The sequence below is a fragment of the Methylobacterium sp. J-078 genome (genome assembly GCF_022829285.1).
Classification (GTDB): domain Bacteria; phylum Pseudomonadota; class Alphaproteobacteria; order Rhizobiales; family Beijerinckiaceae; genus Methylobacterium.
The window spans coordinates 178,213-199,336 of record NZ_JAKSYI010000055.1; the positions used below are offsets into that span (position 1 = coordinate 178,213).

Consider the following 21,124-nt stretch of genomic DNA (forward strand, 5'->3'; position numbering starts at 1 on the left):
GCCGCTGCGCCCAAAAAACCTTAACGGAATGGTTACCAAGCCGAGGGCTCGGACCGCGCCGTCCTCTTTCTGCATGATGCCTCAACGCTTAAGCGGAAGCGAATGGCGCGGCGCCTCCGCTGTGGATAGACGGGACGGCCGCCGCGAGCGGGGAGACGATCTTGCGGGACTCGATGCTGGGGAAGGGTGACGGTGCCGTGCTCCTGGACCGCGCGCACCTGGACCGCCAGACCTTCGGTGATGCCGAACTCGCGCGGGAGTTGCTGGGCCTGTTCGCCGGGCAATGCCGCACCCTCCTGCCCGGGATCGTGGGGCACGACCGCCCGGCTTCCGAACGCGCCGATCTCGCCCACACCCTCAAGGGCTCGGCCCTAGGCGTCGGGGCGACGCGGATCGCTCAGATCGCGGCCGGGATCGAGGATGCCTTGCGCGCCGAAACCCTGCGCGCCGGAGCCGAGGGAGGTGCGGAGGAGGCCCTGGTCCGCGCCGTGACCGACACCCTCGCGGTGCTGGCCGCACCGGTCTGAGTCCGGGGGCCGGACGTCGCGTCGCGGCGGGGCGATGGAACAGCGTCGCCGCTCCGGCGTAAGGGCATGAATCGTCACCCGGTCGGCAAGCGCGCTTGCTTTCGCAGGCCTGCCCCTTCAAGGCAGTCTCGCGCTGCACAACCGGCCATCTACGCGTTGTCCGAGCCCGGAGCCCACGATGCCCAAGATTACCTACGTCGACCATACCGGAACGGCCAGGACCGTGGAGGGCGACGTGGGATCGACCGTGATGGAAGCGGCGATCCGCAACAACGTGCCGGGCATCGATGCCGAGTGCGGGGGCGCCTGCGCCTGCGCGACCTGTCACGTCTACGTGGATGGCGAATGGGCCGCGATCGTCGGGCCCGCCGAGGACATGGAGAAGGACATGCTCGACTTCGCCTCCGACGTGAGGGCGACCTCGCGCCTGTGCTGCCAGATCCGCATCACCCCCGAACTCGACGGCCTCAGCGTCACGACCCCCGCACGGCAGGGTTGAGCGGGCGCAGGCCGAGGCTCTCTCTGGAGCGAAGCAGGTACCCGTCCGGATCCTGCACGAGAAACTGCCGGCACCCGACTTCGGCCTCGCCAACCCGGTAGCAGGCCTCGTGCAAGGGCCGGAACAATGGCCATTCCAGCGTGACGAGCCGCGCCAGGATCGGCGCGGTCGAGCGCACCGCGATCTGGAGATTGATGCCGCGTCCGAACGGCGGTGTCGGGGGCGCGGTGACCCAGTTCCCGTTGATCGCGTTCAGCACCACCTGCGCGCCCTCGCGCTCGAGATAGGCGAAGCCGTTCTCGGGTCGCTCATAGGCGCGTGCGAAGCCGAGCCCGTCGCACCAAAAGGCGAGGCTGCGGGCGAGATCGCACACGTCGAGTTCGGGAACGAGGGGAGCGAACCCGCCCTGCGGCAATCGATCCGGCATGAACGCTCCGTGTCTGCCGTGCCCTCGGGTGCACCTCAGCGGACGAGGGCCCGCATGGCCCCGTCGATGCCCTCGAGATTGAGCGGAAACATCCGCTCGCCCATCAGGCGGCGGACCATGCCGATCGACTGTGTGTAGGCCCAATGCTCCGCCGGCACCGGGTTGAGCCAGACCGCCTTCGGAAAGCGCTCGAGGATGCGGTTCAGCCAGACCTCGCCCGGTTCCTCGTTCCAGTGCTCCACGGAGCCGCCCGCCATGGCGATCTCGTAGGGGCTCATGGAAGCGTCGCCCACGAACACCACGCGGTAGTCCGGCGGGTAGGTGCGCAGCACGTCGAGGAGCGGCAGGGTCTCGTCGTGCCGGCGGCGGTTCTCCCGCCAGACCCGCTCGTAGGGGCAGTTGTGGAAGTAGAAGTGCTCGAAGTGCTTGAACTCCGAGCGGGCGGCGGAGAACAGCTCCTCGGCGAGCGCCACGTGCCAGTCCATCGAGCCGCCCACATCGAGGAACAGCAGCACCTTCACGGCATTGCGCCGCTCCGGCCGCAGCTTCACGTCGAGATAGCCCTTGGCCGCCGTCTCGCGGATGGTGCCGTCGAGGTCGAGTTCGTCGGCGGCACCCGTGCGGGCGAAGCGGCGCAGGCGGCGCAGGGCGACCCGCATGTTGCGGGTGCCGAGTTCGACGGTGTCGTCGAGGTCCTTGAAGTCGCGCCTGTCCCAGACCTTCACCGCGCGGAAGTTGCGGTTGCCGTCCTGACCGATCCGAATGCCCTCCGGATTGTAGCCGTAGGCGCCGAACGGGGAGGTTCCGCCGGTGCCGATCCACTTGCTGCCGCCCTGGTGGCGCTCGCGCTGCTCGGCGAGACGCTGCTTGAGGGTCTCGAACAGCTTGTCCCAGCCGAGCGCCTGCATCTCCGCCTTCTCGGCGTCGGTGAGGTACTTCTCCGCGAGCTTGCGAAGCCATTCCTCGGGGATCGCCGCCGGCGCCATCGCCTCGCTCAAGGACTCGATGCCTTTGAACACGGTGCCGAAGACCCGGTCGAACCGGTCGAGATTGCGCTCGTCCTTCACCAGGGCAGTGCGGGCCAGCAGATAGAATTCCTCGACGCGCTTGTCGGCCAGATCGCGCTCGAGGGCGCCCAGCAGCGTCAGGAATTCCCGAAGGGTGACGGGGACCTTGGCCTCGCGCAGGGCGGTGAAGAACTGGAGCAGCATGGGGCGACAACGCGGGAAGCCGAAGCCCGGGTCAAGTCCGCCCGCCGCGCTGTCAACGGCACGGAATATGGCCGACTCACATACGTTAAACTGGGTATAACCCGGGATTCCTGTTGATATCCCCTTGCCCGTGACATTCCCGACAGCGGGACTTGTCATCGGAATCGAACATTGTCCTCGCACAGTCGCGTGCAGGTCAGGACAAGATGTCAGGGCGCATGGTCTTCGGGTAGAGTTGGAGTGAGCGTCATGGCGCCCGTGCTGCGCTCGCTGAGCGATTTCAAACGGTTCCTCTCAGAGCCGGGCGCGACGATTCAGGTGGTGCGCAACACCTTCATCGATCGCCAGCCCGCCGCTTTCGCCGACGCCTACCGCGCCAAGGGCATGTACGAGCCCCGCACGATCCGGGCCGTGTCGAAGAAGGCCGCGATCTTCGCGATCCAGGGGCATCCGACGACGGTCTGGCTCTATTGGGACAAGGGCACGCGCAAGTGGCGCTTCCAGGACGACACCGTGGCGATCCCCCTCGATACCGGCCTCGGCCCGCCGGACGAGATCGTCTACCGCTGCAGCTATGCGCCGGGCACGGACCCGGCGCTCCACCCGCCGGCCCGGCGCGCCCGGCCCCGCGCGGCCAAGCCTCCCGACGCGATCCGGCCCCACCCGAAGGCACCGCCCTCCAAACCCGCGGGCGCGCCCAAGGCATCCGCGTCCGGCGCAGTGCCGAAACCCGTCATGCCCGCGCGGGGACAGGGGCGCCTGCTCTGATCCGCCCACTCCGGGGCCGGTGCCACCGGCCGTTCAGGCGCTCTTGATCGCCGGCTTGGCGTCGTCCTTGGGGACGGCCTCGCGCCCTTCCGTGGCCTTGGCCTCCGTCCCCTTGCCCACCGTGCGGCGGGCCCGGAAGGCGGGTCGGACCTCGGTCTCCTTCCGGCGCAGCATCGCCCGGTACTCGTCCCGGCGCTCGTGGATCGACGCGATCACGAGGCCCATCGGAACGCCGACATCCACCAGGACGGCCTCCGAGAGTTGGAGCGACGCCTCGATGGTTTCCGGCACGGCGTCGTCCACTCCCATCTCGTAGAGCGCCGAGGCATGCCGGGCATCGCGGGCGCGGGCCACGATGGTGATGTCGCGCCGCTCGGCCCGGGCGGCCTCCACCACGGCCTCGACGGCGCGCGGCGTGTCGAGGGTGACCACGAGGGCGCGCGCATTGGCGATGTCGCAGCGCCGCAGGAGTTCGGGATTGGCCGAATCGCCGAAATAGACCGGGTTGCCGAGGCGCCGATGCTCGGAGACGCGGGCCGCGTCGGCGTCGAGGGCGAGATAGGGGATCTTGTGGCGCGCCAGCATCTCGCCGACGAGCCGCCCGACCCGGCCGTAGCCCGCGATGATGACGCGGTTCTGTTGCCGGTCGGGGATCGGCTCGGCCCGGGCGCGTCCGAGCTGCTTCGCGGACAGGCGCCGGCCCAGCCGCCGGGCGAGCACCGCGAGGGCGGGAATCGCGATCATGGTGACGGTGGTGACGATGAGGGCGGCCTGGCCCACCTCTTCCGGCACGAGGCCGCCCGCCAGCGCCCCGCCGATCAGCACGAAGGCGAACTCGCCGCCGGGGCCCAGCAACAGGCCCGCCTCGACCGCCACCGCCTTCGAGAGCCGCATGACGCGCGCGGCGACGAAGATCACCGCGCCCTTGATGAGCATGAGGGCCAGGGCGAGGCCGAGCACGGCGCCGGGGGCCGACATCAGGTGCGCCGGATCGAGGTTCATGCCGACCGAGACGAAGAACACCCCGAGCAGCAGACCCTTGAACGGGTCGATCGTGGCCTCGATGGCGCGGCGATACTCGGTCTCGGCGAGCAGGAGCCCGGCGACGAAGGCGCCGAGGGTCATCGAGAGGCCGGCGGCGGCGGCCGTGACCGAGGTGCCGATGATGACGAGGAGGCAGGCCGCCATGAAGAGCTCGGGCGAGCGCGTGCGGGCGACGAGCTGGAACAGCGGCCGCAGGGCGAGGCGGCCCACCACCACGATGACGACGACCGCCACCACCGCCTGGCCCAGGGCGAGCGCGAGGGCGGCGCCCATGTTGCCGCCGTCGTTGCGCCCCAGCACCGCGATGGCGAAGAGCACGGGTGCCACCGCGAGGTCCTGGAACAGCAGGACCGCGAAGCTGGCGCGGCCGGCCGGCGTGTTGAGGCGCTTCTGATCGGCCAGCACCGGCAGCACGATGGCGGTCGAGGACAGCGCGAGGCCGAGGCCGACGATGATGGCGGCGGCCATCGGCACCGAGAGGGCCATCAGGATGCCGCCGATGATCGCCGAGGAGGCCAGCACCTGGATCGAGCCGAGGCCGAAGACGAGGCGGCGCAGGGTGCGCAGGCGCTCCCAGGACAGCTCGACCCCGATCATGAACATCAGGAAGATCACGCCGAACTCGGCCAGATGCGCGATCTCGGCCCGGTTCGCGATGGTGAAGGTGGAGACCCATTGGTGCGTCTCGGCGAACCGGCCGAGCCCGAACGGCCCCAGCAGGGCACCCGCGCCGATGAAGCCGAGCACCGGCGAGATGCGCAGGCGATGGAACAGCGGCACCACCACGCCAGCGGTGACCAGGAACAGGATCGCTTCCTTGTAGGAGCCGGCGTGAAGGTCGTTCATCGGTGCGTGGGGTCTCCTGGAGCGGATCGCGGGGGCCTGCCTCGCCGCGTTCCGCGCTCCCGACCATGGGCGCTGGCGGCGCCCCGGCGCAACCACGCAGACACATCGGACGGGGAAAATCGCCGGCTGCGACCTTTCGGTGGGGACGCCGTGCTGGTCAGCACGCCCGATGCGGCGCAAAAACGGCACAATACGCGCATAAGCGACCCCTTAACGGACGGTTAAGCGCGCTTCGTCGCGTATCGAGACACGAGTGCCCCATGCGAAAGACGCCCCCCAGCCGGGACGTGCAGCGAGAAGCCCGCGAATGGCGCCGGGAATCCGAGCGCTGGACCCATGAACGGCACGTCGAGAAGGGCTACCGCATCAAGTGGGGCTACGTGGGCATCGCCTACCTGGTCGAATTCATGGTCATCGGCGCCTCGCTCTGGGGCGCCTGGCTGTTCGCCGGGGTTTACAGCGACGGCGATTCCAAGGCCTTCTACTTCATGCTGCTCGCGCCGCTGGTCTACGCGGCGGTGGAGCTGTGCCGCGTGCCGCTCGGCATCCTGGCCCGGACGCAGCGCTCCTACTTCATCCGCATGCTGGCGATCGTCGGCATCATCTTCGCGGCCGGCGTGACCACGAAGTCCGTCTCGCAGCTCGGCGAGATGATGTTCCATCCCCGTCTGATGGATGCCGCCAAGGCCAAGACCGCCCTGAAGGACGCGCAGGCCGACCGCGCCACCATCGACAACCGCATCGCCGCCGCCGACGCCCGGGTCGCCCAGTACACGACCGAACTCGACCAGATCGAGAAGCGCGCGGCCGAGAACGCAAGCCAGCTCGCCGGCCTGCCGCCGCAGCGCTGCGAGCGCGTCTATGGCACCAACAGCCGGGGCCAGCGCTACTCCAACATGAAGTGCGTGACCGACCCGCGCACCGCGACCCTGAACGCCAGCGTCGCCAAGGCGGGGACGGACCGGGGCGCCGTGACGAAGCTCCTGGAGGAGGCCCGCAAGGCGCGCGGCGAACTCGACCGGGGGGCCGCCGAGCGCAAGGTCGCGGATGCCGAGCAGACCTATCGCAATTCCGTCAACCGCTCGCAGCTGCACTCCTTCACAGCCATGGTCTACGGCGTCGACCCGATCGACGTGAACGAGGCCCAGGTCCACGCCTTCCTGCGCATCTTCGTGTTCGTGCCGGCCCTCTGTGCCGCCTTCGCCTCGACGATCCTTGCCCTCTGCGCCGTCTCGGTGCGCAAGACCTTCATGGACGAGGACGACCTCGGCGCCACCGTCGACCTCGCCGCCACGCCCTATATGCTGGATTCGATCACCGGCGCCCTGCGCCAGGAGATGGCCCTCGGGCAGGTCCGGCCCGCGCCGGATGAGACGGCGCCGAGCCCGGCGCAGGCCCCGAATCCGGCACAGGCTCCGGTGGTGGCGCCCGCGCCGGCCCCGGCGCCGAGCGGCGCGGTCATCCCGATCGGTCGTCCCCCGGCCCAGACCGCCAGCGCCGGAGGCGGCGCATGAGCATCCACGCGCCGGGTACGCCCGAGAACGTCGTCCTTGCGCAGAACGTCAATGGGCGCCTGCGGGCGGAGGCGCGCATCGTCTCCGCGCGGGCCTTCCTGTTCCGCGCCCTCGGAGCGGGCGCCTTCACGCTGCTCGCGGGGATCGGCATCGGGGCCGCCTCCTACGGCTACGCCTACATGAACCAGTTCGACTCGGCGGCCGAGAAGATCGCCGCCGCCATGCAGCGTGCCCTCTCCGACGTCACCCTGAAGACCAAGGGCGAGGTCACCCTGACGGACAACGTGCTCAAGCTGGAGGGCACGGTGCCGAAGGCCGCCTCCGCGCCGACCCCGACCAAGGCGCAGCTCGGCAACGACGCTGCACCGGCCTCGAAGGCCCCGGTGAACACCACCTTCACGGTGTTCAAGCAGGTGCCCTACATGGACGGCCAGATCGTCACCGGCTGGAACTTCCGGGCGAACGAGGACCAGCCCTTCCAGCAATACTGCTACTTCTCGCGCCGTCAGAACGAACAGAAGGGGCAGGTCGAGATCAAGATCGACCTCGCCATGGACGGCAAGACGCTGCCACAGCCGCAGAAATCCGACGTGAACCTCGGGATTCTCGCCTCGAACTGCGTCTGGCACGACGGGAAGACGCTCTGACCGAGGCCGACCGGGCCGGTCCGCGCAGGAGCCGTCCCGGCCGCTGCCTTGCGGGCGGGCAGGGGGCGGCTTAACCCCACAGCCCTGTTTGACGAACCCCGCGAGCCCCTGCATGCGCTTCACCGGCACCGCCGATTACGTCGCGACCTCCGACCTGACCACGGCCGTGAACGCCGCCATCGTGCTGGAGCGGCCCCTCCTGGTGAAGGGCGAGCCCGGGACCGGCAAGACCGTGCTCGCCGAGGAGATCGCCAAGGGCCTCGGCGCGCCGCTCCTGACCTGGAACGTCAAGTCGACCACCAAGGCACAGCAGGGCTTGTACGAGTACGACGCGGTCTCGCGCCTGCGCGACAGCCAGCTCGGCGACCCGCGCGTGTCGGAGATCGGGCACTACATCCGACGCGGCAAGCTCTGGGAGGCCTTCACGGCGCCCGAGCGGCCCGTGCTGCTCATCGACGAGATCGACAAGGCCGACATCGAGTTCCCGAACGACCTCCTGACCGAACTCGACCGGATGGAGTTCCACGTCTACGAGACCGGCGAGACGGTGAAGGCCGCGCGGCGCCCCATCGTCATCATCACCTCGAACAACGAGAAGGAATTGCCGGACGCGTTCCTACGCCGCTGCTTCTTCCACTACATCAAGTTCCCGGACGCCGAGACCCTGAAGGCCATCGTCGAGGTGCATTACCCCGGCATCAAGCACCGTCTCGTCGAGGAGGCCCTGCGGGTCTTCCTGGAGACCCGCGAGGTGCCCGGCCTGAAGAAGAAGCCCTCGACCTCCGAACTCCTCGACTGGCTCAAGCTTCTGGTCTCGGAGGATGTGGCGCCCGAGACCCTGCGCGAGCGCGACGGCCGCAAGCTCATCCCGCCGCTGCACGGCGCCCTCCTGAAGAACGAGCAGGATGTGAGCCTGTTCGAGAAGCTCGCCTTCATGATGCGCCGCGAGCAGCGTGGAGGCTGAGGCGGTTCGCCCCTGGCCCCGCATCCGCGGGGGACCAGATAGGACGGGTCGCCCGCGCATCGTCACTCCGAGCGGATCGTCCGATGATCACGAAGAAACTGGGCCGCACCGGCCTCGACATCTCGCCCCTCTGCCTCGGCTGCATGACCTACGGCGTGCCCGAGCGCGGGCCCCATCCCTGGACCCTGCGCGAGGAGGAGAGCCGCGCGCTGATCCGCCAGGCCCTCGACCTCGGCATCAACTTCTTCGACACGGCCAACGCCTACTCGGACGGGACCAGCGAGGAGATCGTCGGCCGGGCGCTCCGCGACTTCGCCGACCGCGACGCGATCGTGCTGGCGACGAAGTGCTACTTCCCCTTGAAGAGCCAGCCCAATGCCGGCGGCCTCTCGCGCAAGGCCATCTTCGCCTCGATCGACGCCAGCCTGAAGCGCCTCGGCACCGATTACGTCGACCTGTTCCAGATCCACCGCTGGGATTACGGCACGCCGATCGAGGTGACCCTGGAAGCGCTGCACGACGTGGTGAAGGCCGGCAAGGCACGCTACATCGGCGCCTCCTCGATGTTCGCCTGGCAGTTCGCCAAGGCGCTCTTCACCGCCGACCGCCACGGCTGGACCCGGTTCGCGACGATGCAGGACCATTACAACCTGCTCCACCGCGAGGAGGAGCGCGAGATGCTGCCCCTCTGCATCGACCAGGACATCGCCGTGCTGCCCTGGAGTCCCCTGGCGCGCGGGCGCCTGACCCGCGACTGGGACGTGCGCAGCGCCCGCCAGGACAGCGACGAGGTCGGCCGGCACCTCTACGCCTCCGCCGAGGCCGCCGACCGGGCCATCGTCGGCCAGGTCTCGGCCATCGCCGCCGCGCGGGGCGTGCCGCGCGCCCAGGTCGCCCTGGCCTGGGTGCTGCAGAAGGCGTCCGTCACGGCGCCGATCATCGGTGCCTCGAAGCCCCAGCACCTCACCGACGCCGTCGCGGCCCTGAACCTCGCCCTGACCATCGACGAGATGCGGACCCTCGAAGCCCCCTATACCCCGCACCCGGTCGTCGGTTTCGCCTGAAACCGGGCCGCGTGCTCGTCACATCCGCAAGGTTCCGTTCCGTATGCGCCGCCTGATCCTCCTGCGTCACGCCAAGTCCGACCGCCCGCCGGGCGTGAGCGACCTCGACCGCCCCCTGAACGCGCGCGGCCAGCGGGATGCGCCGCGCGTGGGCGCCTACCTGGCGGCCGAGGACCTGCGCGCGGATGCGGTCGTGGTCTCGCCGGCCCTGCGCACCCGCCAGACCTGGGAAGGGGTGCAGCCCGCCCTGAACGGTCCCCAGCCCGAGATCGTGTCGTCGATCTACGAGGCCCCCGAGACGGCTCTGCTGGCGGTGGCACGGGGGGCGCCGAAGGCGGCGGCGAGCCTGCTGATGATCGGCCACAATCCGGGCCTGCAGGACCTCGCGCTGTATCTCGTAGGTGCCGGGGACAAGCCCGGGCGCAAGCGCCTCGGCTACGAGTTTCCCACGGCGGCGATCGCGGTCATCGACTTCGAGGCGGACAGCTGGGACGCGCTGAAGGCGGGGAGCGGACGCCTGGAGCGGTTCGTGGCGCCCAAGGATCTGGAGGCGGAATAGATCCGGCCGAACCCGCGTGACGGTCGCGCCCGTCGGCCGCGGATTGAACCCTTCGCGGAGCCCGGCCGTTGCCTGGGCTCCCGGCAAGCTTCGCAGATCCCGTGCTCCTGACCACGCTCCTCGTTCTCACGTCGCTGCTGCCCCGCCTCGAAGACGGGGTTCGGCGGATCGGGCCGGACATCGCGCAGCTTCGCGCGGCCCTGCCCGGCGTGACGGCGGCGCCCGCCCCGTTCCCGGTCTTCCAGCCGGAGGCCCGCGCGGTCTCGAACTGGCGCATCGAGACGGGCGAGAACCTGCGCCCCGCCTCCCTCGCCCTGGTGGCGCGCTACGCGCAGACCGAACCGGGCTTCGTCGCCCGCTGCGTGAAGCTGAACAATTATTGGTGCATCAAGCGGGCGCGCTGGAACGGCGAGCTCGGCGGCGATGCCGAGGGCCATACGGGTTTTGCCACCGCCGCCGACGGCGCCGATGCAGCGGCCCAGCTCCTGCGGCGCTACTACGGTGCCTTGGGCCGGCGCACCGCGCTCGCCATCGTCCGGCGCTGGGCCCCGGCGGAATGCAGGGTCGGCGCTGCGCCCCTCGCCGTGCGCGGCCCTTCACCGAAGGTGTCGGCGGACCTCGCGCCGCGGGGGATCGGCCGGACCCTGCGGGCCCGGTTCCTCGCCCGCAATCCGCGCGGTGGCGTTCCCCGCGCCGCCCTCGCGGCCCTGGGCGGCCCCTTGCGCGTCCAGCCCTGGTCGCCCCTGGCCCGGATGGGTGCGCGCCGGCCACCGGCCCGCGTCGCCAGCGCCGCGCCGAAACCCGATGCCGCGTCGAAACCCGCCGCCGTCCCGGCCTCCGCCCCGCCGAAGGGCGCCCTGCTGGTGCGGCCCTCGGAACTGCTGGTGAAGCCCTCGACGGTGATCGCCAAGCCGTCGGTGCTCCTCGTCGATCCGGGGGCGGTGCTCGGCAACCCGGCGCCGAAGCCATCCGCCGCGCGGACCCGACAGGCGCCGAGCCTCGCGGACCGTTTCGCGGCGGAATCGGCCGCGCTGCCCGCGATCGCCGCCGGTCTGCCGGGCCTGAAGCTCCTCGACCTCAGCGTGCCCGCGCCCCTCTGCGCCAACGACGAGACGCGCATCCGCAACTACGCCGGCCGCATCGCCGGCAGCGTCGGGGCGAAGATGGAGGACGACCTCCGATTGTTCGACCCCGCCGGTCGTCCGCTTGCCAATCTGGCGCCCGTCATGCGCGCCATGTCGAGCGTCGAACTGGGGAGCCTGCGCGCCGCGCCCGCCCTGGTCGAGGCCGCGATCGCGCGCCTCGACGCCACGACCCTGGCGGCGGGCGGTGCGCCGGAGCCGACACCCTGACCCTTCGCCTGCACCTTGGGCCTCGTCGGCGTAGTCTTGCGGTTGCGCTCGACCCGCGCCACTTCAGCGCCACCCGCGCGGCCCGTGTGCCGCGTGACCCTTCCTCCGCCCGATCGACAGGTTGCCATGAACAGCTTCGCCGCGCGCGCCGGTTCCGCGGTCAAGGCCTTCGCCGAGGCGTCGAGCGACCTCCTGATCCAGCCGACCCTGCGCCTGGGCGTCACCGGCCTCGCCCGCTCGGGCAAGACGGTGTTCACCACCGCGCTGATCCACCACCTCGTCGAGGCGCACGCGCTTCCGGCCTTCGCCCCAGCGCATGAAGGCCGGCTGCGCCGCGCCCGGCTGGTACCGCAGCCCGACGACGACATCCCGCGCTTCCCCTACGAGGAGCATTACGCGGCCCTGACGGAGCAGCGGCGCTGGCCCCGCTCCACCGATCGGATCAGCCAGTTCCGCCTCGCCATCGAGTACGAGCGCGCGGGGTCCTGGCGCTCGGGTCCCGCCACGCTGATGCTCGACGTGGTCGATTACCCCGGCGAATGGCTCCTGGACCTCGCCCTGATCGACCAGACCTACACGGCCTGGTCGCGGGCCACGATCGCGGGCACGCGGCGCAGCGGGCGCGGCGCCATGGCGGCGCCCTGGCTCGAAACCCTGAAGACCCTCGACCCGCAGGGACCGCTGGACGAGGTGGTGGCCGAGCACGCCAGCACCGCGTTCAAGACCTACCTGTCGGCTCTGCGGGCGGGCCCGGAATCGGTCGCCACGACGCCGCCGGGCCGCTTCCTGATGCCGGGGGACCTCGCGGGCTCCCCGGCGCTCACCTTCGCGCCCCTCGACAACCTGCCCGAAACCCTGGCCCCGAACAGCCTCGCCGGGCTGATGGAGCGGCGCTTCGAAGCCTACAAGGCGAAGGTGGTGGAGCCGTTCTTCCGCAACCACTTCCAGCGGGTCGACCGCCAGATCGTCCTCGTGGACGTGCTGGCCGCCGTGGATGCCGGACCCGCCGCCCTGGCGGAACTCGAGGAGGCGTTGGATTCCGTGCTCCTCAGCTTCCGGATCGGGCGCAACACCCTGCTGTCGCGCTTGTTCGCGCCGCGTGCCGAGCGCATCCTGTTCGCCGCCACCAAGGCCGACCATCTGCACCAGACCAGCCACGACCGCCTCGATGCACTCCTGCGCCTGCTGGTCTCGCGGGCCATGCGGCGCACGGAGGCCGCCGGCGCCCGCGTCGGCACCGTGGCGCTCGCCTCCGTGCGGGCGACGCGCGAGACCACGATTCATGACGGCGACGCGATCCTGCGCGCGGTCTCGGGCACGCCGGAGGCGGGCGAGAGCGTCGGCGACGAGGTCTTCGACGGCCTGAGCGAGGCCGCGATCTTCCCCGGCGAGTTGCCGCCGAAGCCGGAGGCGGTGCTGGAGGGCGCCGTGCCGCCGGGGTCCTTGCGCTTCCCGCGCTTCCGGCCGCCCGTGGTGAAGCCCGACGCGCTGGGCCGCCCCGGCGACCTGCCGCAGATCCGCCTCGACCGCGCCATGCAGTTCCTCATCGGCGACAAGCTCGCCTGATGTCCGAGAGGAAGGTCTCGCCATGAGTTCGACCAACCGCCCACGCGCCTTCCGCATCCCGCCCGCGACACCGCCCGAGGCCGGCGAGGGCGGGATGCCGCCGCCCGCGCCCCCTTCGCAGGTCCGGATCGTCGAGGAGCCCTTCGAGATCGTCGAGGCCGCCGACGGAGTCGCGGTGCCGGTGGCGCCGAAGAGCCGCGCGCCCTGGCTCAGCCTGCTCCTGGTCGCTCTCGGCGGCCTCGTCTCCCTCGGGGTCGGGCTCTCCGTCGAGCGCTTGATTTCGGATCTGTTCAGCGCCGCGCCCTGGCTGGGCGCCGTTGCCCTGGTGCTGCTGGCGATCGCGGCGGTGGCGTTCCTGGCGATCCTCGCCCGCGAACTCTCCGGGATCTGGCGGGAACGCCAGATCGAGCGGGTGCGGACCAAGGCCGTGGAGGCCATCGCCACCCGCGACCATTCCTCGGCGCAAGGGGTGGTGCGCGACCTGACCGCCCTCTACGCCGACCGCGCGGCGCTGAGCGGCGGCCGGGCCCGCCTCGACACGCTCGGCGACGCCATCCTCGACGTCGACGACCGCATCGGGCTCGCCGAACACGAATTGCTCGCGCCCCTCGACCGGCAGGCCCGCAACGCCATCGCGTCGGCGGCCAAGCAGGTCTCGGCCGTGACGGCTCTGAGCCCGCGTGCGATCGTGGACGTGGCCTTCGTGGTGTTCGCGGCCGTGCGGCTCCTGCGCCGGATCGCCACGATCTACGGGGGGCGGCCGGGCTTTCTCGGCTTCCTGCGCCTCGCCCGCTCGGCCTTCGCGCACCTCACGGTGACCGGCGGCATGGCGGTGGGCGAGAGCATGATCCAGCAGGTGCTCGGCCTCGGCATCGCCGCACGGGTCTCCGCCAAGCTCGGGGAGGGTGTGCTGAACGGCTTGATGACGGCACGTTTCGGCCTCGCCGCGATGGCGGTGTGCCGCCCGCTGCCCTTCGTGCGCGAGGCGCCGCCGCGCCTCACGGATGTCGCCGGCGAACTGCTCAAACCGCTGGAGGCGGACTCGAAGACCTGAACCCGAGCGGATCCTGGATCAGAGCGTCTTCAGAAAGCCGGCGAGGCGCATCAGGCCCTCCGGCCAGGGGCCGTGGCCGCTCGCCACGTTGATGTGCCCGGATTCGCCGGCATCCACCACCACGGCGCCCCAGGCATAGGCGAAATCCTCCGCCCGCTCGTAGCTGCAATAGGGATCGTTGCGGCTGGCCACGACCAGTGCCGGGAAGGGCAGGGGATCGCGCGGAACCGGCGCGAAGGCCGTGACGCTGGCGGGCAGGTTCGGCGTCGTCTCGACATCGGGGAAGGCCACCAGCAGGGCGCCCCGCACGATGCCGGGCCGGAAACGCGGGGCCGCCTGAACGGCCGCGACCACGCCAAGGCTGTGGGCGATGAGCACGACCGGGCGCGTCGCCGCGTTCACCGCCGCCACGATGCGATCCTGCCAAGAGGCCGCGTCGGGGGCGTGCCAATCGTCCTGCTGGACGATCCGCCCAGTGGACAGGCGCTCGGCCCAGCGGGCCTGCCAGTGTTCATCCTCCGACCCGGCATAGCCCGGCAGGATGAGGATCTCGCAATCGGCAATCTTCATGCGGCTTCCGATAACGGCTCGCCCCCGCAGCGTCGAGGGGCGGCCGAACGACGTCCCCCGTGAACGCAAAGAGGACGACACCTCTCGGGTGCCGTCCTCCGGATTGCGTCGCGACGGAGTAGGACGTGTCAGTGCGTCCGGGGTGCCGGCGCATCCGTCCGTGCGGTGGACGGCGATCCGTCCGGGCTCGTGGCCCGCTGCACGGCCGCGTTCAGGTTGTCGGGATCGAGGGCGCTCGCCACGAACTCGCGTCCGCGATGCGTGACGTCCCGGGCGTAGCGGATGCCCTGGTCGCGGACCTCGTCGGCCCAGGGGCCGACATTCTGGTCCTCAGTGCGGGTGCGCGGCAGCAGGGCGCCGATGAGGAGGCCGGCGGCGAGGCCGACCACGCCGACGAGAAGCGGGTTCTCGGCGACGAAATCCTCGACCGCCGAACGGCTTTCCTGGATGCGGGCGCTGCCGCGCTCGCCCAGATCGCCGATGCGACGGCGGCTGGTCTCGTGCGTGTCGGAGACCCAGCTGCGGGCATCGTCGTAGGCGTCCGAGGCGCGCTCGCGCAGGTCCTGAACCGTGTCGGTGACGCGGTCGCGGACATCGTGGGCGGTCGCGCTCGCACGATCCTTCAGGTCGCTCGCCGCGTCGGCGGCCCGGGACTGAGCCTCCCCGGCCTGGGCCTTCAGGGTGTCGGCGGTCGAACCCTCGGCGTGGATGCTGTGGGTCTGCGTGCCGGCGGTGTGGGTCGAGGCCGTGTAGGTGCCGGGGGAGGGCACGTCGTGCAGCGAGCCCTCGACCTGATGGCCGCGCGGCATGCCGGCGGCGAGGGCGATGTCGTCGGGGAGCGAACGATGTTCGTCGCTCGGCTTCTGCGTGGAACTCATGGAACACTCCTGATGGTCGGCTGGGGTCTCTCGGAGACCGGATCGCGTGGGAGTCGGACGGGGTTCAGATCTGCGTCTCCGGCGACAGCGTCTTGGCGGGATGCTGGGTCGGGCGGTCGGGGTCGTAGACGCGGTCGGCGCCGGTCTTGGTCACGGGCAGACCGTCCACGGCGAGCCGCGCCCGGCGGACCGCGGCGGGGCCCTTGGCGTCCGACGACATGCGGTGGATCAGCCAGCCGACGCCGGCCGCGATGAGCAGCACCGGGACCGGGTTGCGCCGCACCGCCTCGAGGGCGCCGTCATAGACCCCGCTGAGGGGCGTGCGACGGGCATTGCCGAGCATCTCGTCGACGATGCTGGAGACCGAGAGCCGCTCCTGGATCTGATCGATCGTCTGGTCGAGGCGGGCACGGCTCGCCTCGATGTCCTTCTCAAGCTCGTTCAACGACTCGGTCATCCCGACACCCTCTCCGACAGCGTGCGTGCATCCTGGCGAACCTGACGGGTGGTCCGCACCGGGGCGAGGGTCGACAGCGACATGGCGTTCCGGCCGATCAGCGCCAGGGCCACCGCCACCACGAGGAGGACGCCGCCCACGATCAGGGCCGAGAGGGCCTCGGAGTGAACCACCGTGGCGAGCCACTTCACCAGGGCGTCCACGAGGACGAAGAGAGCGACGACGCCGAACACGGCGGCGCCGACCAAGAGGGCGAGCCCGATGAACAGGGCCCGCACGTTGCTCGTCATCTCGTTGCGGAAGAGGGCGATCTCCTTCCGCGCGAGTTCGTTGGTTTCCCGCAGGGCGTCGCCGATCAGGCCCTGGATGCTGGATTGCGGACCGGTGGTCATGCTTGGCCGCGCCTCAGAGACGGTGGTCGGAATAGGGTTCGGTGATCGGTGCGACGCTGGTCGACTTGATGAAGCGCGCCACCACGAAGCCGGTGAGGAAGGTCGCCACCGCCACCGCCACCGGCGCCTTGCGGGCGAAGGCCTCGGCATCCTCGTAGAATTCCGAGAAGCTGCGCTGCTCGATCGAGGTGCCGAGATGCTCCAGTCCGTCGGCGGCGCTGTCGAAGAAGGCACGGATGTTCGGCTGCGCCTCGAAGGTCTTGCTCGATTCGCGCACGGACTTGGCCAGATCGGTGACTGAACGGGCGGCGTCGCCCTTGCGCTGATCGACGTAGTCGGTGGCATGCGCGCGCGCCGCGTCGACGAAGCTCCGGCCGCGCTCGGCCGCCACGTCCGCGATCCCCTCGACGTCGCCGCGCAGGGCCTTCCAGTCGGCCGTCGGATTGACCGGCTCCGCGCCCGTGGGGCCTGGGGATTGAGATGCGGTCACGGTGGTACTCCTCGAAACGGATGGGGAAACGCAGGGTGTTGCGATGTTTCAACATCCACGGGAGAGGCGCGGTTCCGCTAAGCCTCGGCTCATGCGCGGGCCTCCCGCACGGCCGAAACGGACGCGCTCGCGACGTCGTGGCCAGGTGCATCCCGTGTCCGGCCCGGATCGGACACCTTCGGCCGCCGGCGGATCATCGAGGCGGCCGCCGCCCGACCCAGGATCGCGCAACGTCGAGGCCCGGCATGGCCCAGAATGGGACTCTTTGCCGTGAACCGCCAACTTTCAGGCCTTGACCCGGGTGGGCCGAACGCGCTTGGCTGCGGGCACGGATCGCGCTCGGCTTCCGCGCGTTCACCCAATGTATCAGTCAGGCCGCGCGCACCTCCCGCGCTCGGCCCATGCGGATCGGAGCCGGTTTCGTGGCACGTCTCGTCATCGTATCGAACCGCGTTGCAATCCCCGAGGAAGGGGGCAAGGCCGTGGCGGCAGGTGGGCTCGCCGTGGCCGTGAAGGAGGCGTTCACCGCCTATGAGGGGCTCTGGTTCGGCTGGAGCGGGAACGTGGTCGAGGACCCCTCGACCGAGCCGAAGCTGATCGATCGCGGTCGCGTCAGTTACGCGGTGGTCGATCTGTCACCGCAGGACCACCGGGAATACTACAGCGGCTTCGCCAACCGGGCGCTCTGGCCGATCATGCATTACCGGCTCGGGCTCGGGGCTTTCTCGCGCTCCGACTATGCCGGTTACCAGCGCGTCAACCGCATCTTCGCCCGGGCGCTCGCCAACCTGGTCGAGCCCGACGACATCATCTGGGTGCACGACTATCACCTGCTGCCCCTCGCCTCGGAGCTGCGCGGCCTCGGCATCGCAAACCCGATCGGCTACTTCCACCATATTCCGTGGCCGGCCGCCGACGTGTTCAACACGCTTCCCGCCAGCGGCGACCTCCTGCGCGGCATCGCCGATTACGACCTCATCGGTCTCCAGACCGATCCGGACGTGCACAACCTCACCCGCAACCTCATCGACGAACTGCGCGCCATTCCCCTCGGCGGCGGCTCCCTGATGGTGGACGGGCGCCGCACCCGCATCCGCAGCTTCCCCATCGGCATCGATGTGGCGGGCTTCAAGGAGGCGGCGGAGAATGCCGGCTCCAACCGGACCGTGCGCGAGACGATGGCGGGCCTGCGCACGCGCAAGCTGCTCATCGGTGTCGACCGGCTCGACTACTCGAAGGGCGTTCCCGAACGCATGGAGGCGGTGGAGCGCTTCTTCGTCTCGAACCCCGACCAGCGCAGCAACGTCGTCTACATTCAGATCACCCCGAAATCGCGCACCGAGGTTCCCGAATACGAGGATCTCAGCCGTGAGGTGAACGAGACCGTCGGCCACATCAACGGGACCCTTGGCGAACCGAACTGGACCCCGATCCAGTACGTCACCAAGGCCTATCCGCGCCCGGTCCTCGCCGGTCTCTACCGAGCGGCCCGCGTCGGTCTCGTCACGCCGATGCGGGACGGCATGAACCTCGTCGCCAAGGAATACGTCGTCGCGCAGTCCGACGAAGACCCGGGCGTGCTCGTGCTCTCCAAGTTCGCGGGCGCGGCGCGACAATTGCCTGAAGCCTTGCTGGTCAATCCTTACGACCGCTTCGAGGTCGCCGAGGCGATCCGCACGGCGCTCTACATGCCGCGCGGCGAGCGTCTGGAACGCTGGAAGCCGATGGTCGAGCGCATGACGCGCGAGGATGTCGACTGGTGGGCGCGCAACTTTATGTCGGAACTCGAGAACTTCCGCACGATCGAGCGCGAGCCGCCCCGCGCCGCAGCCGCTGCGGAGTAAGCCTTCGGCGTCGCCCCCCGGCGCCCAAACCTGGGACGACACCACCTCTTGATCGCATCGGACAATATGATCGGCGTCGAAGACGGCGTGCCGGCACCCTTCGGCGCGCAGTTCGACGGGCGGGGCGTGAACTTCGCCCTGTTCTCCCAGCATGCCACCGCGGTGGACCTCTGCCTCTTCGATCCGGGCGAGCGGCACGAGACGCGGCGCATCCGCCTGCCCTGCCGTACCGACGACGTCTGGCACGGCTACCTGCGCGGCGTGTTCCCGGGCCAGCTCTACGGCTACCGGGTCTACGGGCCGTGGGACCCGGCGCACGGCCATCGCTTCAATCCGGCCAAGCTCCTGCTCGACCCCTATGCCCGCGACATCCAGGGCCGCATCCGCTGGCATGATTCCCTCTATGGGCACCGCCGCGGCATCCAGCGCGCCGACCAGATCGACCGTCGCGACAGCGCCGCCTTCATGCCGCGCGGCATCGTCACGCCGCCGGAGGTGCCGGATCTCGCGGTGAGCCCGGTGCGCCGCCCGCTCTCGCAGACTGTGATCTACGAGGCGCACGTCAAGGCGCTGACCCAGACCCATCCGGACGTTCCGGAGGCGGCGCGCGGCACCTACGCGGCGCTCGCCCATCCGGCCATCATCGAGCATCTGCTCAAGCTCGGGGTGACCGCGATCGAACTCCTGCCGATCCAGTCCTTCGCGGACGACCGCTTCCTTGTAGAGAAAGGGCTGGTGAACTTCTGGGGCTACTCGCCCCTGAACTACTTCGCGGCCGATCCGCGCTATCGCGGACCCGCCGGCATCGGCGGACTGCGCGCCGCGATCCGCGAACTCGCCGCCGCCGAGATCGAGGTCATCCTCGACGTGGTCTACAACCACACGGCGGAGGCCGACCATTCGGGGCCGACCCTGTCGTTCCGGGGCGTGGACAACGCGAGCTACTACAAGCTCAACCCCGACAATCCCCGCGACGAGGTCGATTGCACCGGCTGCGGCAACACCCTCAACCTCGACCATCCGCGCGTGATGCAGATGGTGCTCGATTCCCTGCGCCATTGGGTGACCGCCTACGGGGTGGCGGGCTTCCGGTTCGATCTCGCGAGCAGCCTCGGCCGTGCCCCGCACGATTTCAGCGCCAAGGCCGCGTTCTTCCAGGCGGTGGCGCAGGACCCCGTCCTCGCGCGGGTGAAGATGATCGCCGAGCCCTGGGACATCAGCCCGGGCGGTTACCAGCTCGGCGGCTATCCGCGCGGCTGGAGCGAGTGGAACGACCAGTTCCGCGACAGCATCCGGGGCTTCTGGCGCGGCGATCGCGGCACCCTCGCCAAGGTCACCCAGGGCTTGTCCGGCTCGCGCGAGATCTTCGCCGCCTCAGGGCGCTGGCCGCTCTCCAGCATCAACTTCGCCGCCTCCCATGACGGCTTCACCCTGGCGGACGTGGTCGCCTACGAGGAGAAGCACAATCTGGCCAACGGCGAGGACAATCGCGACGGGCACGGCCACAACCTCTCCCGCAATTACGGCGTCGAGGGCGAGACCGACGACGCGGGCATCCTGGCCCTGCGCGCGCGTCAGAAGCGCAACCTCCTCGCCAGCGTCTTCCTCGCCCAGGGCGTGCCCATGCTGCTGATGGGCGACGAGCGCTCGCGCAGCCAGGGCGGCAACAACAACGCCTATGCCCAGGACAACGCCACGAGCTGGATGGACTGGGAGACCGACCCCGATCCGAGCCTCACCGCCTTCGTCGGCAACCTGACGCGTCTGCGGCGCGAGCAGCCCGCCCTGCGGCGGCGGGACTATCTCACGGGCGCCCTCGTGGGGGAGGGGCCGTTCCGCGACGTTCACTGGCTGGCGCCGGGCGGCAGCGAGATGGCCGACGGGGATTGGGGCGACGGCGAGCGCCAGGCCTTCGGCATGCAGATCGGCAACGACCTGCCGGATGCGGACCGGCTCCTGATCCTGGTGAACGCGGCGGAGACCCCGTGCGACTTCACCCTGGCTCCGGTCATCGGCGGCCCCTGGACGCTGATCTTCGACACCACGAAACCGACGGGTTCGGTGCCGGGGGGCCAGGCGCTGTTCCCACCCGGCGCCGGAGTGCGTCTCGACGCGCGGGCCATCTACGTCCTGCGGGCCCGCCCGGCCTCGGCCTACGCGCGCTGAGTGCGCCTCAGCCTTCGACCTGCGGTTCGCGCCGCAGTTCGTGGCGTGCCTGGTCGAGGAATTCCTGGCGTTCCGCCTCGCTCAGCGGCAGCAAGGTTGCGCCGCACAGGGCTTCGGAATCCGTGAACTCCGCGTCCCAGCAGCGCTCTCCGTGGCCCTTGCGCGCGAAGTTCAGCTTGGCCCGGGCCAGGACCAGGGACTCGATCGGCTCGCTCATGCGGATCACTCCGGGATGCGTCGCGAAAGTCCGCGCGGCGACGCAAGCGCCGGACCACCGTGGAATTC

General features: G+C 70.2%; 22 protein-coding genes. 13 read left to right on the forward strand and 9 right to left on the reverse strand.

The features are described from left to right. Positions 1 to 173: 173 nt before the first annotated feature. The gene (locus MKK58_RS07120) at positions 174 to 527 is read left to right on the forward strand and encodes an Hpt domain-containing protein (protein WP_243911492.1); all 354 of its coding nucleotides are present in this window, start codon (positions 174 to 176) and stop codon (positions 525 to 527) included. Between the two features lie 178 nt (positions 528 to 705). Further along, the gene (locus MKK58_RS07125) at positions 706 to 1,026 is read left to right on the forward strand and encodes a 2Fe-2S iron-sulfur cluster-binding protein (RefSeq protein WP_243911399.1); all 321 of its coding nucleotides are present in this window, start codon (positions 706 to 708) and stop codon (positions 1,024 to 1,026) included. Here MKK58_RS07125 and MKK58_RS07130 read toward each other — a convergent pair. Then, positions 1,001 to 1,453, reverse strand: a complete 453-nt coding sequence (locus tag MKK58_RS07130) for a bleomycin resistance protein (protein ID WP_243911400.1) — start codon at positions 1,451 to 1,453, stop codon at positions 1,001 to 1,003. The genes MKK58_RS07125 and MKK58_RS07130 overlap by 26 nt on opposite strands. Before the next feature lie 35 nt (positions 1,454 to 1,488). Further along, positions 1,489 to 2,664: a vWA domain-containing protein gene (locus MKK58_RS07135; protein ID WP_243911401.1), complete on the reverse strand. Its 1,176-nt coding sequence runs from the start codon at positions 2,662 to 2,664 to the stop codon at positions 1,489 to 1,491. 249 nt (positions 2,665 to 2,913) lie between these two features. Between MKK58_RS07135 and MKK58_RS07140 the strand changes: the two genes are divergently transcribed. Beyond that, a complete protein-coding gene (locus tag MKK58_RS07140) occupies positions 2,914 to 3,432 on the forward strand; it encodes a hypothetical protein (RefSeq protein ID WP_243911402.1) in 519 nt (172 codons plus the stop codon). Positions 3,433 to 3,465: 33 nt separating this feature from the next. On the opposite strand, the gene MKK58_RS07145 is transcribed toward MKK58_RS07140, so the two are convergent. Beyond that, the gene (locus MKK58_RS07145) at positions 3,466 to 5,322 is read right to left on the reverse strand and encodes a cation:proton antiporter (protein ID WP_243911403.1); all 1,857 of its coding nucleotides are present in this window, start codon (positions 5,320 to 5,322) and stop codon (positions 3,466 to 3,468) included. A gap of 260 nt (positions 5,323 to 5,582) precedes the next feature. On the opposite strand from MKK58_RS07145, the gene MKK58_RS07150 reads away from it, so the two are divergent. From MKK58_RS07150 to MKK58_RS07185, 8 genes are all read left to right on the forward strand, one after another. Next, the gene (locus tag MKK58_RS07150) at positions 5,583 to 6,836 is read left to right on the forward strand and encodes an ATPase (RefSeq protein WP_243911404.1); all 1,254 of its coding nucleotides are present in this window, start codon (positions 5,583 to 5,585) and stop codon (positions 6,834 to 6,836) included. Then, positions 6,833 to 7,483 (forward strand): hypothetical protein, encoded by a 651-nt coding sequence (locus MKK58_RS07155; protein WP_243911405.1) that lies wholly within the window; start codon positions 6,833 to 6,835, stop codon positions 7,481 to 7,483. The genes MKK58_RS07150 and MKK58_RS07155 overlap by 4 nt, the downstream gene beginning before the upstream one ends. Before the next feature lie 112 nt (positions 7,484 to 7,595). Continuing rightward, complete coding sequence (locus tag MKK58_RS07160) at positions 7,596 to 8,447, forward strand: AAA family ATPase (RefSeq protein WP_243911406.1); 852 nt, start codon at positions 7,596 to 7,598, stop codon at positions 8,445 to 8,447. 83 nt (positions 8,448 to 8,530) lie between these two features. Further along, on the forward strand, positions 8,531 to 9,511 hold the full coding sequence (locus MKK58_RS07165) for an aldo/keto reductase (RefSeq protein ID WP_243911407.1): 981 nt from the start codon (positions 8,531 to 8,533) through the stop codon (positions 9,509 to 9,511). Positions 9,512 to 9,554: 43 nt separating this feature from the next. Further along, the gene (locus MKK58_RS07170; RefSeq protein WP_243911408.1) at positions 9,555 to 10,070 is read left to right on the forward strand and encodes a SixA phosphatase family protein; all 516 of its coding nucleotides are present in this window, start codon (positions 9,555 to 9,557) and stop codon (positions 10,068 to 10,070) included. Between the two features lie 101 nt (positions 10,071 to 10,171). Next, positions 10,172 to 11,422: a hypothetical protein gene (locus tag MKK58_RS07175; RefSeq protein WP_243911493.1), complete on the forward strand. Its 1,251-nt coding sequence runs from the start codon at positions 10,172 to 10,174 to the stop codon at positions 11,420 to 11,422. Between the two features lie 126 nt (positions 11,423 to 11,548). Then, positions 11,549 to 12,988, forward strand: a complete 1,440-nt coding sequence (locus MKK58_RS07180) for a YcjX family protein (protein WP_243911409.1) — start codon at positions 11,549 to 11,551, stop codon at positions 12,986 to 12,988. A 22-nt stretch (positions 12,989 to 13,010) separates the two neighbouring features. Beyond that, positions 13,011 to 14,042, forward strand: a complete 1,032-nt coding sequence (locus tag MKK58_RS07185; RefSeq protein ID WP_243911410.1) for a YcjF family protein — start codon at positions 13,011 to 13,013, stop codon at positions 14,040 to 14,042. 18 nt (positions 14,043 to 14,060) lie between these two features. Here MKK58_RS07185 and MKK58_RS07190 read toward each other — a convergent pair whose 3' ends face one another. The 5 genes from MKK58_RS07190 to MKK58_RS07210 all read right to left on the reverse strand — a co-directional run bounded on the left by MKK58_RS07190 (position 14,061) and on the right by MKK58_RS07210 (position 16,829). Beyond that, positions 14,061 to 14,612, reverse strand: a complete 552-nt coding sequence (locus tag MKK58_RS07190) for an RBBP9/YdeN family alpha/beta hydrolase (protein WP_243911411.1) — start codon at positions 14,610 to 14,612, stop codon at positions 14,061 to 14,063. Between the two features lie 128 nt (positions 14,613 to 14,740). Then, entirely contained in the window at positions 14,741 to 15,490 is a 750-nt protein-coding gene (locus MKK58_RS07195; RefSeq protein WP_243911412.1) for a YqjD family protein, read from the reverse strand. A gap of 64 nt (positions 15,491 to 15,554) precedes the next feature. Continuing rightward, a complete protein-coding gene (locus tag MKK58_RS07200; RefSeq protein WP_243911413.1) occupies positions 15,555 to 15,947 on the reverse strand; it encodes a DUF3618 domain-containing protein in 393 nt (130 codons plus the stop codon). Next, positions 15,944 to 16,339, reverse strand: a complete 396-nt coding sequence (locus MKK58_RS07205) for a phage holin family protein (RefSeq protein WP_238278390.1) — start codon at positions 16,337 to 16,339, stop codon at positions 15,944 to 15,946. The genes MKK58_RS07200 and MKK58_RS07205 overlap by 4 nt, the downstream gene beginning before the upstream one ends. 13 nt (positions 16,340 to 16,352) lie before the next feature. Further along, positions 16,353 to 16,829 carry an apolipoprotein A1/A4/E family protein gene (locus tag MKK58_RS07210; protein ID WP_243911414.1) on the reverse strand — a complete coding sequence of 159 codons (477 nt, stop codon included), beginning with the start codon at positions 16,827 to 16,829 and terminating at the stop codon, positions 16,353 to 16,355. A 422-nt stretch (positions 16,830 to 17,251) separates the two neighbouring features. Here MKK58_RS07210 and MKK58_RS07215 point away from each other — a divergent pair, with 422 nt between their 5' ends. Then, positions 17,252 to 18,673, forward strand: coding sequence for a trehalose-6-phosphate synthase (locus tag MKK58_RS07215; RefSeq protein ID WP_243911415.1), 1,422 nt, complete (start codon positions 17,252 to 17,254; stop codon positions 18,671 to 18,673). Between the two features lie 66 nt (positions 18,674 to 18,739). Next, a complete protein-coding gene (glgX, locus tag MKK58_RS07220; protein WP_243911416.1) occupies positions 18,740 to 20,839 on the forward strand; it encodes a glycogen debranching protein GlgX in 2,100 nt (699 codons plus the stop codon). Between the two features lie 7 nt (positions 20,840 to 20,846). Here the strand turns inward: glgX and MKK58_RS07225 are convergent, their stop codons facing one another. Then, positions 20,847 to 21,056 carry a hypothetical protein gene (locus MKK58_RS07225; RefSeq protein ID WP_243911417.1) on the reverse strand — a complete coding sequence of 70 codons (210 nt, stop codon included), beginning with the start codon at positions 21,054 to 21,056 and terminating at the stop codon, positions 20,847 to 20,849. Between the last annotated feature and the right edge of the window lie 68 nt (positions 21,057 to 21,124).